The organism is Novosphingobium aromaticivorans DSM 12444, assembly GCF_000013325.1.
GTDB lineage: Bacteria > Pseudomonadota > Alphaproteobacteria > Sphingomonadales > Sphingomonadaceae > Novosphingobium > Novosphingobium aromaticivorans.
Genome location: NC_007794.1, coordinates 3,329,796 through 3,346,601, shown reverse-complemented (window position 1 = coordinate 3,346,601; position 16,806 = coordinate 3,329,796). Strand labels below are relative to the sequence as shown.

Annotated in this window: 21 protein-coding genes; 1 reads left to right on the top strand and 20 read right to left on the bottom strand. The window is 67.3% G+C overall.

All coding sequences use genetic code 11. The features are described from left to right. Positions 1-4: 4 nt before the first annotated feature. The 20 genes from SARO_RS15925 to SARO_RS15830 all read right to left on the bottom strand — a co-directional run bounded on the left by SARO_RS15925 (position 5) and on the right by SARO_RS15830 (position 15,936). Positions 5-544: a superoxide dismutase family protein gene (locus SARO_RS15925; RefSeq protein ID WP_143004940.1), complete on the bottom strand. Its 540-nt coding sequence runs from the start codon at positions 542-544 to the stop codon at positions 5-7. A 93-nt stretch (positions 545-637) separates the two neighbouring features. After that, a complete protein-coding gene (locus tag SARO_RS15920; RefSeq protein ID WP_011446773.1) occupies positions 638-1,711 on the bottom strand; it encodes an OmpA family protein in 1,074 nt (357 codons plus the stop codon). Between the two features lie 193 nt (positions 1,712-1,904). Further along, on the bottom strand, positions 1,905-2,363 hold the full coding sequence (locus SARO_RS15915) for a DUF2793 domain-containing protein (RefSeq protein ID WP_011446772.1): 459 nt from the start codon (positions 2,361-2,363) through the stop codon (positions 1,905-1,907). A gap of 23 nt (positions 2,364-2,386) precedes the next feature. Further along, positions 2,387-4,579 carry a phage tail protein gene (locus SARO_RS15910; protein WP_041551364.1) on the bottom strand — a complete coding sequence of 731 codons (2,193 nt, stop codon included), beginning with the start codon at positions 4,577-4,579 and terminating at the stop codon, positions 2,387-2,389. 5 nt (positions 4,580-4,584) lie between these two features. Next, complete coding sequence (locus tag SARO_RS15905; protein ID WP_011446770.1) at positions 4,585-4,980, bottom strand: hypothetical protein; 396 nt, start codon at positions 4,978-4,980, stop codon at positions 4,585-4,587. Next, positions 4,977-5,798, bottom strand: a complete 822-nt coding sequence (locus SARO_RS15900; RefSeq protein ID WP_011446769.1) for a DUF2163 domain-containing protein — start codon at positions 5,796-5,798, stop codon at positions 4,977-4,979. The genes SARO_RS15905 and SARO_RS15900 overlap by 4 nt, the downstream gene beginning before the upstream one ends. Continuing rightward, complete coding sequence (locus SARO_RS15895; RefSeq protein ID WP_011446768.1) at positions 5,795-8,134, bottom strand: DUF2460 domain-containing protein; 2,340 nt, start codon at positions 8,132-8,134, stop codon at positions 5,795-5,797. Before SARO_RS15895 ends, SARO_RS15900 begins: the two co-directional genes overlap by 4 nt. A 19-nt stretch (positions 8,135-8,153) precedes the next feature. Beyond that, complete coding sequence (locus tag SARO_RS15890; protein WP_011446767.1) at positions 8,154-8,735, bottom strand: hypothetical protein; 582 nt, start codon at positions 8,733-8,735, stop codon at positions 8,154-8,156. Then, positions 8,725-8,925 carry a phage tail assembly chaperone gene (locus SARO_RS15885; RefSeq protein WP_041550524.1) on the bottom strand — a complete coding sequence of 67 codons (201 nt, stop codon included), beginning with the start codon at positions 8,923-8,925 and terminating at the stop codon, positions 8,725-8,727. Before SARO_RS15885 ends, SARO_RS15890 begins: the two co-directional genes overlap by 11 nt. After that, a complete protein-coding gene (locus tag SARO_RS15880) occupies positions 8,922-9,236 on the bottom strand; it encodes a gene transfer agent family protein (protein ID WP_011446765.1) in 315 nt (104 codons plus the stop codon). The genes SARO_RS15885 and SARO_RS15880 overlap by 4 nt, the downstream gene beginning before the upstream one ends. Next, the gene (locus SARO_RS15875) at positions 9,236-9,643 is read right to left on the bottom strand and encodes a phage major tail protein, TP901-1 family (protein WP_011446764.1); all 408 of its coding nucleotides are present in this window, start codon (positions 9,641-9,643) and stop codon (positions 9,236-9,238) included. The genes SARO_RS15880 and SARO_RS15875 overlap by 1 nt, the downstream gene beginning before the upstream one ends. A 28-nt stretch (positions 9,644-9,671) precedes the next feature. After that, the gene (locus SARO_RS15870; RefSeq protein WP_011446763.1) at positions 9,672-10,067 is read right to left on the bottom strand and encodes a DUF3168 domain-containing protein; all 396 of its coding nucleotides are present in this window, start codon (positions 10,065-10,067) and stop codon (positions 9,672-9,674) included. A 4-nt stretch (positions 10,068-10,071) separates the two neighbouring features. After that, positions 10,072-10,230: a hypothetical protein gene (locus SARO_RS15865; RefSeq protein ID WP_157042454.1), complete on the bottom strand. Its 159-nt coding sequence runs from the start codon at positions 10,228-10,230 to the stop codon at positions 10,072-10,074. After that, a complete protein-coding gene (locus SARO_RS15860) occupies positions 10,227-10,778 on the bottom strand; it encodes a head-tail connector protein (RefSeq protein WP_011446762.1) in 552 nt (183 codons plus the stop codon). The genes SARO_RS15865 and SARO_RS15860 overlap by 4 nt, the downstream gene beginning before the upstream one ends. Positions 10,779-10,898: 120 nt before the next feature. Beyond that, positions 10,899-12,041 carry a phage major capsid protein gene (locus SARO_RS15855; protein WP_011446761.1) on the bottom strand — a complete coding sequence of 381 codons (1,143 nt, stop codon included), beginning with the start codon at positions 12,039-12,041 and terminating at the stop codon, positions 10,899-10,901. A 77-nt stretch (positions 12,042-12,118) separates the two neighbouring features. After that, positions 12,119-12,571: an HK97 family phage prohead protease gene (locus tag SARO_RS15850; protein ID WP_011446760.1), complete on the bottom strand. Its 453-nt coding sequence runs from the start codon at positions 12,569-12,571 to the stop codon at positions 12,119-12,121. Next, positions 12,568-12,876: a DUF6127 family protein gene (locus tag SARO_RS15845; RefSeq protein ID WP_011446759.1), complete on the bottom strand. Its 309-nt coding sequence runs from the start codon at positions 12,874-12,876 to the stop codon at positions 12,568-12,570. Before SARO_RS15845 ends, SARO_RS15850 begins: the two co-directional genes overlap by 4 nt. Further along, complete coding sequence (locus SARO_RS15840; RefSeq protein WP_011446758.1) at positions 12,873-14,042, bottom strand: phage portal protein; 1,170 nt, start codon at positions 14,040-14,042, stop codon at positions 12,873-12,875. Before SARO_RS15840 ends, SARO_RS15845 begins: the two co-directional genes overlap by 4 nt. A 78-nt stretch (positions 14,043-14,120) precedes the next feature. Continuing rightward, on the bottom strand, positions 14,121-15,443 hold the full coding sequence (locus SARO_RS15835; RefSeq protein WP_011446757.1) for a DNA-packaging protein: 1,323 nt from the start codon (positions 15,441-15,443) through the stop codon (positions 14,121-14,123). Continuing rightward, the gene (locus SARO_RS15830; RefSeq protein WP_011446756.1) at positions 15,436-15,936 is read right to left on the bottom strand and encodes a hypothetical protein; all 501 of its coding nucleotides are present in this window, start codon (positions 15,934-15,936) and stop codon (positions 15,436-15,438) included. The genes SARO_RS15835 and SARO_RS15830 overlap by 8 nt, the downstream gene beginning before the upstream one ends. 217 nt (positions 15,937-16,153) lie before the next feature. Between SARO_RS15830 and SARO_RS15825 the strand changes: the two genes are divergently transcribed. After that, on the top strand, positions 16,154-16,801 hold the full coding sequence (locus SARO_RS15825) for a YqaA family protein (RefSeq protein ID WP_011446755.1): 648 nt from the start codon (positions 16,154-16,156) through the stop codon (positions 16,799-16,801). Positions 16,802-16,806 lie beyond the last annotated feature (5 nt).

Here is a 16,806-nt window from a genome sequence, read left to right as displayed (position 1 = left end):
AGCCTCAGCGCGCCTCGCTGACGAGAACGCCGCAAGCAATGCGTCCGCCGCTGTTGCCCGCCGGATCTGTCTTGTAATCGTCGGGGCCGGCATGGACGACAACGGCCGTGCCGTCCGCGTCCAGGACTTGGGCCAGAACTTCGGCAGACGAACCCTTCAGGGGCACGTCGAGCGAGCCGGTCCCGCTTGCGGAAACCGCGATGTTGGGCAAGTCGCCCAGATGAGGGCCTGCGGCATTAAGCGTGCCGTGCTGGTGCGCTGACGGGTTGAGGTGCCCGCCGGCCGTTGCGAACGACGGCGCCTCGCACTTCCCGGCGGTGTGCAGATGGATGCCATGTTCCCCCGGCGAGAGGCCTTCGACGGTAGCCTTAAGGTGAACGATCAGTCCGGTCTGCTCGATCTTTGCCGAGCCGACGCTCCGGCCGTTCGCATCCGCCAGCGCGGCGCGGGCGAGGACGCGGGGAGCCTCGTCGCGATCGATGGTCGTGCAGGCGCCAAGCGTCAATGCGCAAACCGTCAGCGAAAGGGGAAGCTTGATTGTCATGCTTTGGTCTCCGGAGCCGTGTCGATCCGGAACCATAACGAAAAAGGGGCTGGATTGCTCCAGCCCCTCGATCGTTTTCGGCAGTAATCGAGATTACATGCCCGAACCCGGACCGTACGTGATTTCCACGCGACGGTTCTGAAGTTCGCGAACGCCATCGGCGGTCGGAACGCGCGGGTTGCTTTCGCCGAATGCCTGGCTCGTGATCGAGCCGTCCGGCACGCCGTGCGTGGTGAGGTACGAGCGAACCGAAGCGTTGCGGCGCTCCGACAGGCCCTGGTTGTACTTCACGGTGCCCGAACGGTCGGCATAGCCGGCAAGCATGATCGGAACGCTGGCGCAGTTGCCGTATGCCGTGATGGCGTTGTCGAGAATGGTCGCTGCTTCCGGCGTGATGTCCGACTTATCCCAGTCGAAGAACACGATGTACGGACCCTTGTTGCAGACCGGAGCCGGCGGCGGGGGCGGGGGCGGAGGCGGCGGGGGCGGCGGGGGCGGCGGGGGCGGCGGAGGAGTTTCCTCGACCGGGGCAGCGCCACCGAAGTTGAAGGTCAGCGTGCCGAGCAGCGAGTGCGAACGGAAACGGGTGCGGGCCGAATCGCCGCCATCCGTGACCAGATCCACCTTGTCGGCGTTGAAGAAGCGGTACTTCAGGCCGACGTCCACGCTGTCCGAAACGGGGACGCGGATACCGGCAATGGCCTGCCAGGCGAAGCCGGTGTCGGAATCGTTCAACTCGCCGCCGGGCGTGTTGATCCAGTACTTCGCGCGAGCGACGCCAACGCCGCCACCGACGAAGCCCTGCATGCCATCGTCCGGACCGAAGTCCAGCATGCCGTTGACCATGAAGCTGAGGGCGTCAGCATGACCTTGCGGCTTGGTATAGACGGTGCCGGCAATGTCGACTTCCTGGTTGTAGGCGCGGCGATAGCCGACTTCCGTTTCCAGGCGGAAGCCGCCGAAGTCGTAACCGACAATACCACCGAAATCGTAGCCGGTGTGGCTGTCGAGGATGGCAGCAGCGTCGACACCGTCGACTTTGAACTCCGAATCTTCAAGGATCATCGCGCCGGCATCGGCTTCGACGTACCAGGAATCATTCCGCGCAAGTGCCGGCGAGGCCAAGGCACTCGATGCCAAGGCAACGCCCAGGACCAGTTTCCGCATTATCGTTTCCCCTTTTAGCGACATCATGCCACGTCGTGCAGGTTGTCTACCGGTTCCAAAGTGGTCATGCAAGCGGACAAACCCCCTGAGTGTTGCATAAAAACAACGGATTGAGACCGTTTTTAGATGCAATTCGTCAGTTGATTGCGCCCTCATGTGCCGTTGGAATGCCAACCGTGCCAATTGGTTCCAGTCAGGTTGCGGAAATAATGCCGATTTCTGCAAGTAGCTGCACTAGTGCGGCAATAGTGGCACGCGCTTCGGTGTCGATTACGCTCCCGCCCGTCGGAAGAGCCGGACTCGTGCCAATTCTCCACACTCCGTCGTAGAAGCGCATCGCCTCTGTCGTACGGTCATGGACGCGAAGGCCGGGCGCTGGAGAAATGAAACGCCACCCGCCGTCGGTCCAAGCGGCCAGGTCGCCTTCATGATGGGCGAATGCCCCGGTGGGCGAGGCCCCGACCAGCCAGGCCTGGCCTGCCAGTGGCGAGGCCGGCGGGCTCGAAAGCTCGCCCTCGATGGCCCCGCCAACCAGCATGTCGATCTGCCAGAGCGCTTCGTTGACCGTGGTTTCCTTCTGCGATTGCCCCGCAAAGAGCATGGGCAGGCCGAGCCGCGGCGTGATGGTGGAATATGTGATGGGGTCGCTCATGGTGTTCCTCTCGGTCTGGCCGGTCAGGCGGGGAAGGGAATGGCAAGGCGCAGCGACATCGCGGCGCGACCAACCTGGCGCACCAGGAAGGTTCCATCCGGGGCAAGCGCCAGTTCGTCCGCCATCGCCGCATCGATCAGCAGCGTGCTCTCGTCCGTCAGCCAGACGCGCAGCGCCGACGTGCCCTGGGAGAAGGCGACTTCCCACTGCTCGCTGCCTTCATCGAGCGGAACGTCGACTTCGTCGCGCCAGGTCCAGGCTCCGCGCGCACGGCGCACCCATTGCAGCTCGATTCCGCCGTCGGACGTCCGAGTGGCCTTGCCGTGCACCGGCATCAGCGGCCGAAGCGTAAGGCCGGTGTTCAGGATGGCGCTGGATGCCGCCTCGTTGTCGCCGCGGCCTATGGCAATTATCTCTGCCGTGGCGGTGTCGATCCCAGACAGGTCGGGCGCAACGAGGTTCTCGTCGATCAGCACGAAGGCCTCGCCCACGATGTGGGTCGCAACCGCGTGCTCTGTGCCGCCTCGCCCCCGCAGGAGCCCGCCAAGCCGCCACGTTGCCCACGCCACGCGTTCGGCCCTTGCGAACTGCACGAATTCGCCGCCCAGGAGGGCGGTGTTCGCACCCTGCATCAATTGTGCCCAGGTCGCATTGCCCAGTACGAAGTCGGCCGAGGCAAGCTCCACGTCGACTGTCCCGGTCGTGTCGAGCAGGAGCGGCGAGGCCGCGGCGAGGGTGGTTGCGGAAACGCCCGCAATCGCCCGCTGGCGCCCCGTTGACCCGAGCGACTGAAGCGTCTCGTCGAGTTGCCGGCAGTAAAGCGCCGCGCCGGACCAGGCAGATGTCGCTGCAGTCGCGGCAACGCGCACGATTGCAGCAGTGCTCGAATCGGATTCGTTCCAGGGAATCTCGAAGGCGGTGATCCGCGTGGGGACTGCGAGGACATCGGCCGACTGGTTCGACCTTCCTGGGTCCGCCGCGCTCGCCGACTGGGACCGGGCCGGCACAACCGACAGCCCGAGCATCAGGCCATCGGCCTGCCATTCCCATTCGTCGATCCGCCAGACCTCATCGCCGGTCTGCGCCTTCACGAACGCACCCGGCTCGAACGTGCGGTCCAACTCCGTGATGCGATAGCGCATCGTGTCACCCGGCACGGTCAGGCGGCGCGCGGAACGCTCCGCGATGGAGCGGGCCTGCGTCGCTGAGAGCGCGGCGGGAAGCTCGATCGAACGGACGTCGCCGGGACTGTTGCGGCCGATGCTGCGTTGCAGGCCGGGCTGATAGTCCCGCGCGGTGTCATAGTATCGCACGACGCATTGCCTGGCGGCCGGCAGCGCCTGCCGCTTGCGCGACCAGCCCTCGATCTTCGCGTCATCGGCACGCTCCCCGCCAGCGGTCGGCAGCGGGAGCAGTGGCAGCGACGCGGACCCTATTTCGTCCGCGTTGCGAAACGTCACCGTTTCCTCGCGCACCGCACAGCTCAGAGGTGACAGATCGGAAAGCACTGCCAGCACGTCCGAGGCCGTCCCCTGGTCGATGCTGAAGCCGGGGAGGGTCTCACCGACAAGTTCCTGCACATCGGCGTCCGGCAGGAGCGATGCGATGATGCTCGCGACCGAAGTCGGCGCGTCGTCGGCGATGATCTCGAAGGTCAGCGACGGTAGCCTGTTGCCGTAGTCGGCAAGCTCCAGATCCTCGAACACCACATAGGCGGTGTTGCGATAGGCCGGGTTCATGGCCGCTCCCTCGGCCTGGGACAGCAGCGGGTCGGCTGCCTGATCCCCGTGACCGGTGTGGATGCGCATGGTCCCGCCGACCTTCAGGTCGCCGCTTTCCCCGCGCAGAAGGTTTCCGTCCGCCCACACCCGGCCAATTCCGGAGATGGGGCGACCGGCCAGGGCAACGGCAAACGATGCGGTATAGCTGTAGCTGGTGACCGAAGGTCGCCCCTTGCCGCCGCCCGACTTTTCCTTGTGTTCGACCAGTTCGGTTGCCCAGATCACGCTGCCTGCGGCTCGTGTGCGCCCGAAATGCAGTGGCAGCGACGATCCGTAGCTGGATGTCTGGACCGAAAGCTCCTTGAGCCGGGGGCCTTCGACCTTGCGCCCGCCGACAATGGCGGAATCCACCTGCTGTCCGAGCAGGGCGCCGATCGCGCCGCCAAGCGGGCCACCGAGGGCCGTGCCGACGGCCGTGAGAATGAGCGTTGCCATGACGATCAGCATTCCTTTGAAAGAAGCCGCCAGTGCCGGGCGACGGGCCAGGGAATCGCACCCGGCAGGAAGGTCACCCGCCCAAGAGAGGCGTGGGCATGGACAAAGCCCCCCGGTGCCGTGACCAGCAGGTGGGGCTGAATGGGACTGGTCATGCAAAGGACGACATCGCCGTCGCGATCGGCCTCGACCAGTCCGCTCCGCCTCGCATGTCCGATCCACCGCGCGAGCGAGACTGCCCTCAGGCTGTACCCTTCCGGTACGTCGGGTGCCCTGCCAGTCAATCGCATGGCCTCAGCCACCACGCCGATACAGTCGAGGCCGGTCGAGACGTCGCGGCCATGCAGGCGAAATGGCGCGCCCACCAGCGTGAGCGCGGCCTTTGCGAGATCCTCGTTCATGCGTTGGCCGGCGGGTAGCGCGTCAGCAGATCGTTGCCGGGGAGGTAGGGTTCGCCCTGGAAGTTGACCGCATTGCCAAATCGGGAAGCACAGGTCGCGATCGTGTGGTCGCAACCTTCACGCACGATCAGCCGCAGGCCGACGAGCGATTGCGCGGACAACGGACGCTCAAGCACCAGCCATCCGTCGTCCACCGCCGTGATGCGCAGCGTGGCCCCGGCATCGGGCCCATCGACCGGACGCAACCAGCCGAACTCGAACCGCGCCGGCGATCCAGCTTGATCGATCTTGATCCACTGGCGGTCTGCGCTAGCCTGGGTCAGCATGGCCTCGTGCGAAAATCGCGCGGCGGACAGCGTGCATCCCTCCGCACAGAATTCTGCCCTGCAGGTAGGGGACGTGCGCGGGACGACCTCGCGCGCCAGCCGCTGCTTGGCGGATTCGAGTTCGGCGGAAAAAGCGTCGCCCTCGCGCCCGATCGCGCCGATGGAGCCCGCGAAAAGCGTCTCGGTCTCCAGCGTCTCCCAGTCGACCAGGCCCACCGTCACGTGCGCGCCGTCGAACCGCCCCGACGCCAGATCGGCCTCGCTGATGGCGTCATGCGCCAGTGCGCCGGCAACTTCCGCCGTGTCGGCTTCGAGCGAGGCGGACTTGCGGATCGCCGAAGGAACCATGCCGGGCGCCGTGCGATGGCGCAGGCCGTTCAGCACCAGGTCCCGGTCATGGCTCGTGAAGCCCAGCGCAACCCCGTCGCACCGCTCGATCCGCCACCACATCGCCACCGTCTCGAGCGATTGGCTGAACCAGGCCCGCGTCACGCGTCTTCTCGCAGTTCGACCAGCGGAACGCTCGGCGCTTCTCCGGCCGCGAACTCCGCGCCCGAAATATCGATGCGGTCTTCGGCAAAGCGCACCGGCACGTCGAACAGGAAACCCGCGCGCACGACTGCACCGGAGGGTGGGGCGCTGGCCAGCGTGATGTAGCCAAGCGGCGCCAGCGTGAAGTCGCCGGTTTCCACATTGTCGATGCTCACGCGCAGCGTTTCGGCGCGCGGGCGGGTGATTCGGCGCCGCTGGGCATCCTCGCTGTCGCCATAACGCTTGACCAGTGCGAAGCGCGCTGTTGCCCCGTCGCCGGTCCCGAGGATCTGGTCGGTAGGGGTGGGTGTGCCGGTCATGCCGTTGGAACTGAAGTCGGACGGATCGCGCAGGCGGAACCCGCGGGCCTGTCCGCGCCGGGCGCGGAAAAAGGCGATCAGTTCACCAAGCTCCGCTTCGGAACGGACGCCAGGTCCCACGTCGAATTGCAGTCGCGCGTCCGACCATAGGCTGTTGCGTCGCTCGAAACCCGAAGCCGTGATCGTCACGTTCGTCGAAAATTCCGGCGTGACGGAGGCATCCCGGCCGAGCGACAGGGGGAACAGGACGTCATCGAAGGATTGCATGGGGTTGTCTCCGGTTGGCTCGGGAAGCCGGACGAAGCCGTCTCGGGAAACCTGCGGCAGTGCCCAGATGAAGGTTTCCGCAACGCCAAGCGCGACGGCTTCGCTTGCTGCCGCATCGATCCTCGGCCATTCGACTGCGGCGTTCGTTCCAGTCAGGACAAATCCCGAAAGGTAGTGCTGGCGGTCGCGCGGGTAGCCCAGGCGTTCCTCGGCAATGCGCCTGCCTTCGTCGCGCAGCGACTGCCGGCCCGTCGTGACCCAGTCATAGTCCTCCAATTGCAGGACATCGAATGCGGGGCTGGCCCAGCCGACCGGCAAGTTGGCGCGCCGCGCGTCGGGGGTGGCGGGGTCAAGCACCGTCGGCAGGAATGCCAGCAGCAGCGTCTCCGCTCCTGCGGCCCCGGCGGCGGTTCGGACCGCCTCGGCGAGATCCGCGGTAGATTGCGCAAGGATGGTGCCCGCCGCATCGAGCAGGCTCTTCTGCGCCGCCGTCAGCGGCGCGCCAAGATCGGGAATGTCCACCGGGTCGCCGTCCAGCGCCGCTTTTGCCGCGTTGTCGTAGATGCAGATCCTGCGGTCGGCCGTCACCCACCACCACGGCTCGCCCACCTGATGGCGTACAGGTAACCCCGCCGCCTTGAGCAGCGCAACGAGTTCGACACCGACCTTGCGTACCCATGCCATGGCCTCGGCATTGGCCGGCGACAGCAACGCCGATGGCGGCGACCAGCCCGTCCTCGCGGGCGTTCCATCCTGGGCACGTTGCTGCCAGGCATCGGGGCAATGCTGTGCCAGCAACTCGTAGGACTGGGAGGCGATGACGGTATATCCCATCGCGCAGGCGTCGGTGAAGAACGCCTCTTGCCACGCCTTCGCCGCGGCGTTCATTGCAGGCAACGCCCCGTCCACGACGAAGCCGCCCACGCCATCAGGTGCCAGCGGGAAGAAATGGCTCATCCCGATGTAGTGGTTGATGCTCCCGCGGTACCCCAGACCGCGCACCTGCCGCAGGACACGCGCCGGCGTCAGGTTGTAGGCATCGTCATAGCCGGTGCAGATCGCCAGGCCATGCGGTGGCACCATGACGTCACCGATCTCGAGCATCGGGCGATGCCCTTCGCAGTGGATGTCCGACAGTTCCGCCCAGCCCTCGACCGCATTTGCATAGGCCGCGTCGCTGCCCGGCGCGTAACCCGGCGGGACGAGCGAGATGAACATGCGGTCGATGTCAGCGGGGTGGACCGGGTCCGCCTCCGACGGCAGCAGGAAACCACCGGCAAGGTCCGAAAACGGCAGTCTGATCAGCGCATCGGTCGGCGATCCGTCTGCATAGTTCCACAGCCGGACGTACCAGGCCCGTGCCGTGCCGCTCGCATCGCGGCCCTCGATTGTCAGCGTCGGACCATTGACAGCGTTGAGCGCGACTATGCCTGACGAGCGCCAGCGAAAGGTCAACGTCAGCCGTGAATAGTCCTGCCGCGTTTCGTAGGCGAGCAGCGGATGGTCCCACCTGTCCTCAGATTCCCAGATCAGGCCGACAAGGTCGTCTGCCTTCTGGAACACCACGTCGACGCGCATGGCATCAGCGGCTGTCGTCACGACCGAGGCCATCGCCGGTCGCGGGAAGTTCACGGTCCAGAAGCGCGGGTCGAACCGCTGGATCATGTCGGTCTGCTGCACCGTTCGGCGCTTGGCGAGCCAATGGCTCATGGCCGTTCCTTTCGCTGGATCAGAAGTCGCTGAGTGCGCGGCGCACCGCTTGGGCCACCTGCTTGCCGGAGCGTCGAAGGGTTTCGGGCTGGTTGGAGCCTTGCGGCGAGACGATGCGGATCGAGACGTTGACGTCTCTTCCCCGCCCGGTTGCCGCCGAAGGTTCGACCCGCCCGGCGGACGTCGGCACGAACAGCTCCGGCCCCCGTTCTCCCACCAGATACCCGCGCCCTGGGGCCACCGGTCCTCCGGTCGCCCGCCCCGGCAGGCCGAAGATTGATCCGATCAGGCTGCCAAGCCCCAGGACCGCTCCGCCCAGCCCTCCCGTACCGCCCGCCTGTCCGATGGACCCAAGCCCTGCGCTCACCGCCTGCGCGGCGATGTCGCCGACCACGTTAAGTGCAACGCGCCTGAGGTCCTCGAACCCCAGCGACCCGCGCCTGATCGCGCCGAGCAGGCCACGCTCCAGCGTGTCTCCCGCCCTGCCGAAACCGTCGACCAGTATGGAATCGAATGTTCCCCGCATTTGCGCGACGTCCGCCACGAAGGCGGAAGTGTTTGCGCGCACGTCGATCATCAGCGTGTCGAGTTCATCCGCCACGGTCCTGCTCCATCAGTTTGTCGAGAGTGCCGCGGTCGATTGTCCCGGCCTCGCCATCGCCGCGCAGCGCGCCCAGGATGGCCCCCATTTCCTCGGGCGTCGCGCTCCAGAAGGTCTGCGGCGACCAGCCCAGAAGCAGCGCCGCGTGGGCCGAATGCCGCGAAGCCGCCGCCCCGAAACGGTCGCTCACCTTCCGCCCTTCAGGATCTGCACGATCAGCGCGCGCAGCGGCGGCGTGCACGCCGCCAGACCCTCGCGCGCCACGGCGTCGCCGAAATCCGCGCGCTCAAGTCCGGTGCGTTCGCGCAGGCAATGCCAGAACAGCGCGACCATTTCGCCAAGCCGCAACTGCCCCGCGCTTGCCCGCTCGACGAGCGCGAACAGCGGGCCCAGCTCTTCCTCGGCCGCCACCAGAGCGCCGAACGTCGGCCTCAGCACCAGCGGTTGTCCGGCTATCACGAGCACGGCCTCGCCCCGGTGGGGGTTCGCCTGGTCCGCCATCATGCCTGTGCCACCACGCCAGAGCTTTCGAGCGTCATGGTGTAGTTGCGCTCGCCGTTGAAATCGCCGGAGTAGTCGAGCCGCTGGACAAGGAACTTGCCGCGCATCTTCTCGCCGCCCTCGAACGACAGTTCGTAGTCCGCGATCGTCCCGCCCAGCGCATTGGCGCGTACCTGCGCTTCGGCGGCACTTCCCAGGAAGATGCCTGCCGCGCTCACCGTCACCGAACGCGTGCCGGCCCCGGACAGCAGCTCGCGCCATCCGCCCGAATCCTTGCTGGTGATGACCACGGCCTCGCCATTGATCGACATCTGCGTGGTGCGAAGTCCCGCTACGGTGTTGTAGGTGGGCGTCGCTGCGCCATCGCTGATCTTCAGCAGGAATGCGCTTCCCTTCTGGGCCGCCATGTCATGTCTCCTTGGATGATGGGAAAGGTCAGGCGGCGAGCACGCGCGCCCTGAATTCGAGCAGGACCACGCGCAACGCCTCGCCGCGCTGTTCGGCCCGTGCCTTGAGCAGTCCGATGCTCGCGATGCGGAAGCCCGCCACCGACTGGTCCGCCGGCATGCCCTCGACGCGGGCTTCGATCGCGGCTACTAGCGCCGCGCCGCCCAGCGGATCGTCGCTCCGGAAGTTCAGCTCCAGCGCGACGCGGATCTCCCGCCCGGCCAAGGTCTTCGTGCCCCAGTTCGTGCTGGCGCTGGTGGTCAGCGCAAGCCACGGCAGGGCGGTGCGCGATGGTGCTTCCTCGACCACGGCGTTGAGCGAGGCAGCCAGCGCCGGATCGCTTGCCAGCCAGTCGATCAGGGCGGCACGGAATGCTATCTCCATCGGTCTACTCCTTGCCGAACAGCGGCCAAAGCAGGCCCGCCACGCGCCAGCGCCTGGCATCGTTGGGCCGCGCCGCCATTGCCGCGCGCGCCGTTGCCAGCGTCCGCGCCTTGTCCTCGAGCCGGCGCGCCAGCCCTGCCGTGTCGGCGCGCGCCTCGATCATGCGATGCGCATCCGCCGCCAGGGCCGCCACAGCGCCGCGACTGCAGCCGGGGGAAGGGGCGCCGCCTTGCCCTCGATGTCACGGGCGCGGTGCTGGTGCGCGGCGAGCCGCAGGATGCCGTGACGGATCGCGTCGGGCAGGCCCGTCCAGTCGCTTGCCAGACCCGCCGAATATGTCGCCACCATGCGCGTCTGGTCGGCAGGTCGCGCAAGACGCACCCTCCCGCGGCCCTCGGCATCGATGTCGAACTCGTATTCGCCCGCGCCAAGCGCGGTGCGCGTTCCGGTATTGTCGATCAGGGCAAGCGCGGTGATCGCACGCACCGGCTGGGCCGAAAGCTCCTGCCACAGGCCGCTGGCGACCAGCGTGTCCTCGCAGCCCATTTGCAACGGCGCCGCGCCGATGAATCCCTCGCACACATCGAGTGCGGCGCGCAGCAGCGCGCCAAGCTCGGCGTCGTCGGCGCTGCGGGTAATGCCCAGCCAGGCCTTCAATTCGTTGAGCGCCGCCGAAGAAAGGGCTGGCGGTGCGACAATTGCCCGCATCATGGCAATCTCCGGTGATGGTGAATGGAAAAGGGGGTGGCCCGTGGAAGCAGGGGGACTTCCACGGGCCGGCCGGTCGCGGCGGCACGGGGCCGCGCGTCCGGATTGATCACCGCCGGGAGGTCAGGCGGTGATCTTCAGCAGCTTGATCGCGTCGCTGTCCATGACCTGGCCGCCGACGCGGCGGGTGGCATAGAACTGGACATAGGGCTTGTTGGTATAGGGATCGCGCAGGATCGTGGTCTGGCGGCGATCGGTGACGAGATAGCCCGCGCGGAAGTTGCCGAAGGCGATCGGGAACTGGTTGGCGGCGACATCGGGCATGTCCTCGGCCTCGACCACAGGATAGCCGAGCAGGCGGTCCGGCTGTCCTTCGACCATGCCCGGCTGCCAAAGGAACGCTCCGTCCGCGGTCTTGAGCTTGCGCACGGCGGCCAGCGTGGTCGAATTCATCACCCATGCTGCACCCTGGCGCAGCGGTGCCTTGAGCTGGCACACGAGGTCGATGAGCTTGGCCTCCGGCGTGGTGTCGAAGCCCGACGCGTTGCCCGAACCGATGAACTGGAGCGAGCCGAAGGCGCGGCTGCTGTCGCCTGCGGCGCTCGTCGTTGCGGCAAGGAAGCCCTTGGGCTGGTTCGTGCCGGTCCCGCTGACGAAGGCGGCGCCTTCGGCCCGTGCGAACTCGGTCGCGATCTCGCCGGCCAGCCAGCTTTCCACGTCGAAGGCTGCATCCTCGAGCATTGCCTGCGTGGCCGAAGGATTGGCGTAAAGCTCGCCCGAAGGCGGGGCGATTTCGGCCAGCTTGGGGCTTGCCGTTTCGGGACGGGCGCCGGTCTCGCTGACCCAGCCCGATGCGGTGCCGCCGGTCGAGACGAGACGGCGGAAGCCCGAAGTGCCGGTGCGGACCACATTGGCGATCGAACGGATCGGGCTGATCTCGACCATGCGGCGGGCGATCATCTCGTCGATCTTCTGCGGAATGGCATAGCCGCCATCCACCGCCACCGCGCCGGAAAGCGATTTCAGCTCGGTCTCGCGACCGTGGCGGATATAGCCGTCGACAAATCCGGCATCGGCCGCGCCGCCCGGTTCGCCGCCCGCCAGCGGTGCGCGAAGCGCAAGGCGGCCCGCCTTCTCCAGCCGTCCCTTCACTTCGGTCAGTTCTGAACGAAGCGCCGCCAGTTCGGCGTCGTGCGCGTCCTGGCGCTCGACGATGTCGAACGATCCGGCCAGCGGATCGGCCTTGGTTTCGATTTCGGTAGTCATGGGGCCAAACGTCCTTTCTGCATGAAAAAGGCCGCCCCATGAGGCGGCCCGGTGGTAACTTCGTCAGGGTTGCGGGGTCACGCCTGTGGCGCCGTGCCGCTTTCAAGGCTGTGCACCCGCGCCAGCGGCTGCATCGGCCGGGTGACCAGGCTCACTTCGAGTATGTCGAGATCGTGCAACTCGCGCCCGCCCGGCAGCGCGCGGCCCTGCCGCACCCTGTATCCGAACGACAGGCCGTCGATCTTGCCGGCCGACAGCGCGCGTGCCGCTGCGCTTTCGGCATCGTCGATCCGCGCGATCACGCGGAGCCCGCGTTCATCCTCGCCTGCGCTCTCGATCCAGCCGATGCGCTGGTCGGGCCGGTGTTGCCACAGCAGCGGCAGGCGCAGACCCTCGGAAAGGCGGCGCTCCAGGCTGTCCTTGAACGCGCCCGGCAGGATTGTGTCGCCACCGCTGTCCCGCTTGCTGAAGATCGCCGCATATCCGGCAAACCGAAGCGGTGCTCCCGTCCGAGGGAAGGCGGCGGTCATCGCACCAGCTCCGCCGACCCGAAGCGCACCGCGATCGCGAAAAGCAGCAGCGCCAGAACAGCGCGCACGGCCCAGTTCACGGCTGCCTTCCACGCGCTCGCCTTGGCATCGCGCCATGCGCCCAGCAGCTGGCGCAGTTCGGCAAGGTCGCCGTGCGCATTGTCGTCGGCAAGGCCCATCCGGGCAAGCACGCGCGCCGCGCCAAGGTCGGAAGCTTCCTCCACGATCGCCCGTAGCGTCACCAGTTCGCAGCCTTCGTTCCCGGCCTGCGCCACCAGCCGCGCCAGCATGTCCTCGCGCGTCATGCCGCCACCCCGTTCCGGTCAAGGCCAAGCATTGCCCGCTTTTCGTCGGCGGAAAGGAAATCCGCGCCGCTCACCTGCGACCACAGTCTCTCGCGATCCTCGGCCAGGGCCGGAATGCCGTCCATGTCCACGGCCAGGCTCGCCTCCGCGAAGGACGATCGCAGCCCTTCAGCCAGCGCGGCAAGGATCTTGCCCGCAACCGGCAACAGCGTCAGTCGCCACAGTGCGCGATTGGCCTCGCGGTAATTTGCATAAGTGTTGTCGCCCGGAATGCCGAGCAGCATTGGCGGCACGCCAAAGGCCAGCGCGATGTCGCGCGCCGCCGCGGCCTTCAGCGTCGCAAAGTCCATGTCCGCCGGCGTCAGCGCCAGCGCCTGCCACCTCAGGCCGCCTTCCAGCAGCATCGGGCGTCCGGCATTGCCGGTGCCCGAATAGGCGGCAGTCAGCTCGGCCTTGATCCGTTCGAACTGATCGGCCGAAAGCGCCGCTCCCGGATCGCCGGGGTCATAGACGAGTGCACCCGAAGGACGCGCGGCGTTTTCCAGCAGCGACCGGTTCCACCGCGCTGCCGCGTTGTGGATCGCGACCGCTTCCTCGGCGGCCTCCAGGCAGCCCGCGCCATAGTGGTCGTCCAGCGGGTGGAAGTGGCGCACGTGGATCAGGTTCGGCTGGTCAAGGTCGTCCACCGCCTCGATCCGCATCGTCCGCTCGCCCACGCGATAGGCGAAGGCCGCCGGCCATCCGCTCGCGTCCGGCAGCACCGTTACGCGCTCCGGCCGCAGCGCGAACAGTTCCACCGGCACCCCGTCCGCGTCGCGCAGAATCTGGACGTAACCGTTGCCGTGCAACAGCAGGTGCGCAGCCAGCGTCTCCAGCAGGGGTTGCCCCGCGCTCGTCTCGCCGACCAGGGCCCGCAGCTCCGCGGCCGATGCGATGATCGGTGCGCCGCCGATGCCTTCCGCAACCAGCCGCACCGCGCGCTGCGCCACCGGGTTCCTGAGATAGGCTTCGCGCACTGCCACCGGATAGTTGATCGGCCCGCGCGAGGTCTCGCCCCGCCAGTCCGAAGCCGCGATCCAGGGCGATACGAAGGTGCGTCCAAGCGGCGCACGCGGCGTCACCGCCTCGCCCTTGAAGGCGGCGGCAAGCGTTTGAAAGAACGACATGGTCTGCCTTTCCTGATGAAGTCGATCGGTGTCCCCCAAGCGGGTGGGGGGCGGGTGAGGGGCCCGCGCGCCGGCCCCTCAGTCGAACCAGATGCGCGGTTCTGCCGTCTGGCCGAGCATCAGTTCGGTCAGCGCCCAGACGCAGGCGTCTGCCCTGTCCGGACTGCGCCCCGGTCCCTGGTATTCGCCACCGGGCATGAGCCCGCAAAGTTCGTCCTCAAGCTGCGGGAACATCCCCGCATGGCGCACGCGACCCGCTTCGTAGAGCGCCGCCACCGGCTCTGCCCGCGCCGCCTTGCCACGGCTCGCGTGGACAAGGCGCAGCGGTAGTGAAGCTTCGGCGGCGCGCAGCACTGCGGCCACCATCTCGCCCCCCTGGTTCGCCTCGGCCACGACCCTGTCCGCCGACCATGCGCGGGCGGCATTGGCAACGGCGCGGGCCCATCGCTCGGGGCTTGCCTGCTCGACCGAGCAGTCGGCCAGCACCCGGGCAATCCGGTCATCCCCGATTCCGCAGACGATGATGCCGCAGGCGTCGCCATGCGCGCTCGCCGGGGGATCGACCCCCACGACCACGCGCGTCATCGCCGGCGCCGCGTCCTCGCGGGCGTTCTCGATAAGCGCACGGCTCCACAGCGCGCCCACCAGATCCTCGATCATCTCGCCCAGCAATTCCTGCCGGCCCAGCGTTGTCCCGCCGAACGTGCGGCGCATGGCCTCGACGAAGCGCCGGGGCAGGTTGTCCTGGTTCTCGAAAGTGCTGCCGCGCGTCACGACCACGTCGTCGCCTTCGTCCATGATCCGGGCGACCAGCGGCACCGGACGCGGCGTCGTCGTCGCCACCAGCCTCGGGTCGCGGCCCAGCCGCAGCCCCATCAGCAGGTTGTCCCAGGTCGCCATCGCGCGGTTGGAACCATTGTCCCACTTGGCGATCTCGTCGCACCAGGCATGGCTGTGCTGCGGCCCGCGCAGCGATTCGGGCTCGCCTGCGGAATAGAGGAACGCCTGGGCCCCGTTGGGCCAGACCAGCCTGCGAACCGAACTCTCGAACACCGGCCGCCGCCATGGCGCGTCGATCGACAGCAGTCCGCTCTCGCCCTCCACCATCACGCTGCGCGCCTCGTGGAGCGATGCGCCAACCAGCGCGATCCGCGCCTCGGGGTCCTCCTCGGCGATCTTGCGGACCCATTCCGCGCCCAGCCGGGTCTTGCCGAACCCGCGTCCGGCCATGACCAGCCACACGCGCCAGTCGCTTGGCGGGGCCTGCTGGCTTTGCCGGCCCCAGACGGCCCAGTCGTGGGGCCACTCCTCGATCTCCCTCTCGTTGATGCGCTTGATCAGCGACCCGATTTCGTCCGCGTCCACTTCGGGCACCCACTCCACCAGGGGGCCGTCAGTCATCCGGGGTGCTCACGCCCGCCGCAATCGCGCGCCTTGCCAGCACCTCGTCGCGGATCTGCAGCAGCTTCTGGTGAAGCGATGCGCGCACCAGGGCCACGTCGGCATTGGCGCGGATCGCCCTTTCGCGGGCCACCGTCTCGCGGTGTTGCGAAAGCAGCCGCAGGGCAGTGGCGTTGTCGAACTTGGCATCGCCGTCCCGGGGTTCGCCGAAGCGCAGCCGGTGCAGCACTTCCATTTCCAGCAGGTCGTACCCCTCGCAAAGCGCCCCGCGCCACTTGTCGGCGAACTCGCTGTCGGCGCGCTTCAGCTTGTAGGGCCGCGAGGGGTGGACCCCGGCCGTGGCCGATGCCGCGGTCACATTCGATGTCTCGGCCAGCGCCGCCAGGAATTCCGCCTGCCAGTGCCTGCTGTTCTTTGTCTCCTGCGCCGCCAGTGCGGCATCGATCCTCGTACGCGGCTTCTTCGCGCGCGCCTGCCCGGTCGGCTTGGCCATGCGTGACCATCCTCGCTTCAAGTGTGGTGCTGTCGAAAGAACACGTCGCGGCGGAGCGGCCCTCGGGGCGACTCGGACTATCGCGATGTTCCTGTTATGTACCTATTGAGCGTGACGATGTCAATCAAAAAGTGCCAATCAGGTTAATCGCGTGGCTACTGGCGCAATCCGGCACGCTCCCTTAAACGCACCTGCGACAACAACCGCAGGATCACCGATGCTTCGCCGCCTTTACGAATGGACAATGGCCAAGGCCGGGCACCCCCACGCCGAATGGTGGCTCGCGCTCTTCGCGTTCATGGAAGCAAGCTTCTTTCCGATCCCGCCGCATCCTCTGCTCGGCCTCATGTGCCTGGCCGAACCGCGCAAGGCGGTGCGCTTCGCCGCGATCGCGACCGTGGCCTCGGTCCTCGGCGGCCTGCTCGGCTACGCCATCGGCTACGGGCTCTACGATACCGTGGGTACGCAACTCCTCGCCGCGCTCGGCCTTTCCGAAAGCTTCCCCAAGGCCGCCTGCTACCTGCGCGAGTACGGGGCCGAGATCATCATGATCAAGGGCGCGACACCCATTCCGTTCAAGCTGCTGACGATCACCGCCGGCTTCATCGCGATGCCGCTGGTGCCGTTCATCCTGGCGAGCATCGTCTCACGCTCGATCAGCTTCATGATCGTCGGCGTTCTGTTCCGCCTGTTCGGCGCCCCGATCAAGCGCTTCATCGACAAGTATCTCGGACTCGTCACGGTTGGCTTCGTGGTACTCGTCGTCGGCGGCTTCGTTGCTGCCACGATGCTGGGCGGCGGCGGCACGTCGGAAACGAAGGCCATTTGCGAACAGGCCACGCCAGCCGCTTCCGCCACCGCCTAGGTTTA

Excerpts from the sequence above, each read along its gene's own strand:
- SARO_RS15925 (WP_143004940.1), bottom strand. The coding sequence starts at position 544 with ATGACAATCAAGCTTCCCCTTTCGCTGACGGTTTGCGCATTGACGCTT.
- SARO_RS15920 (WP_011446773.1), bottom strand. The coding sequence starts at position 1,711 with ATGCGGAAACTGGTCCTGGGCGTTGCCTTGGCATCGAGTGCCTTGGCC.
- SARO_RS15915 (WP_011446772.1), bottom strand. The coding sequence starts at position 2,363 with ATGAGCGACCCCATCACATATTCCACCATCACGCCGCGGCTCGGCCTG.
- SARO_RS15910 (WP_041551364.1), bottom strand. The coding sequence starts at position 4,579 with ATGGCAACGCTCATTCTCACGGCCGTCGGCACGGCCCTCGGTGGCCCG.
- SARO_RS15905 (WP_011446770.1), bottom strand. The coding sequence starts at position 4,980 with ATGAACGAGGATCTCGCAAAGGCCGCGCTCACGCTGGTGGGCGCGCCA.
- SARO_RS15895 (WP_011446768.1), bottom strand. The coding sequence starts at position 8,134 with ATGAGCCATTGGCTCGCCAAGCGCCGAACGGTGCAGCAGACCGACATG.
- SARO_RS15880 (WP_011446765.1), bottom strand. The coding sequence starts at position 9,236 with ATGGCGGACCAGGCGAACCCCCACCGGGGCGAGGCCGTGCTCGTGATA.
- SARO_RS15875 (WP_011446764.1), bottom strand. The coding sequence starts at position 9,643 with ATGGCGGCCCAGAAGGGAAGCGCATTCCTGCTGAAGATCAGCGATGGC.
- SARO_RS15870 (WP_011446763.1), bottom strand. The coding sequence starts at position 10,067 with ATGGAGATAGCATTCCGTGCCGCCCTGATCGACTGGCTGGCAAGCGAT.
- SARO_RS15865 (WP_157042454.1), bottom strand. The coding sequence starts at position 10,230 with ATGATCGAGGCGCGCGCCGACACGGCAGGGCTGGCGCGCCGGCTCGAG.
- SARO_RS15860 (WP_011446762.1), bottom strand. The coding sequence starts at position 10,778 with ATGATGCGGGCAATTGTCGCACCGCCAGCCCTTTCTTCGGCGGCGCTC.
- SARO_RS15855 (WP_011446761.1), bottom strand. The coding sequence starts at position 12,041 with ATGACTACCGAAATCGAAACCAAGGCCGATCCGCTGGCCGGATCGTTC.
- SARO_RS15850 (WP_011446760.1), bottom strand. The coding sequence starts at position 12,571 with ATGACCGCCGCCTTCCCTCGGACGGGAGCACCGCTTCGGTTTGCCGGA.
- SARO_RS15845 (WP_011446759.1), bottom strand. The coding sequence starts at position 12,876 with ATGACGCGCGAGGACATGCTGGCGCGGCTGGTGGCGCAGGCCGGGAAC.
- SARO_RS15840 (WP_011446758.1), bottom strand. The coding sequence starts at position 14,042 with ATGTCGTTCTTTCAAACGCTTGCCGCCGCCTTCAAGGGCGAGGCGGTG.
- SARO_RS15835 (WP_011446757.1), bottom strand. The coding sequence starts at position 15,443 with ATGACTGACGGCCCCCTGGTGGAGTGGGTGCCCGAAGTGGACGCGGAC.
- SARO_RS15830 (WP_011446756.1), bottom strand. The coding sequence starts at position 15,936 with ATGGCCAAGCCGACCGGGCAGGCGCGCGCGAAGAAGCCGCGTACGAGG.
- SARO_RS15825 (WP_011446755.1), top strand. The coding sequence starts at position 16,154 with ATGCTTCGCCGCCTTTACGAATGGACAATGGCCAAGGCCGGGCACCCC.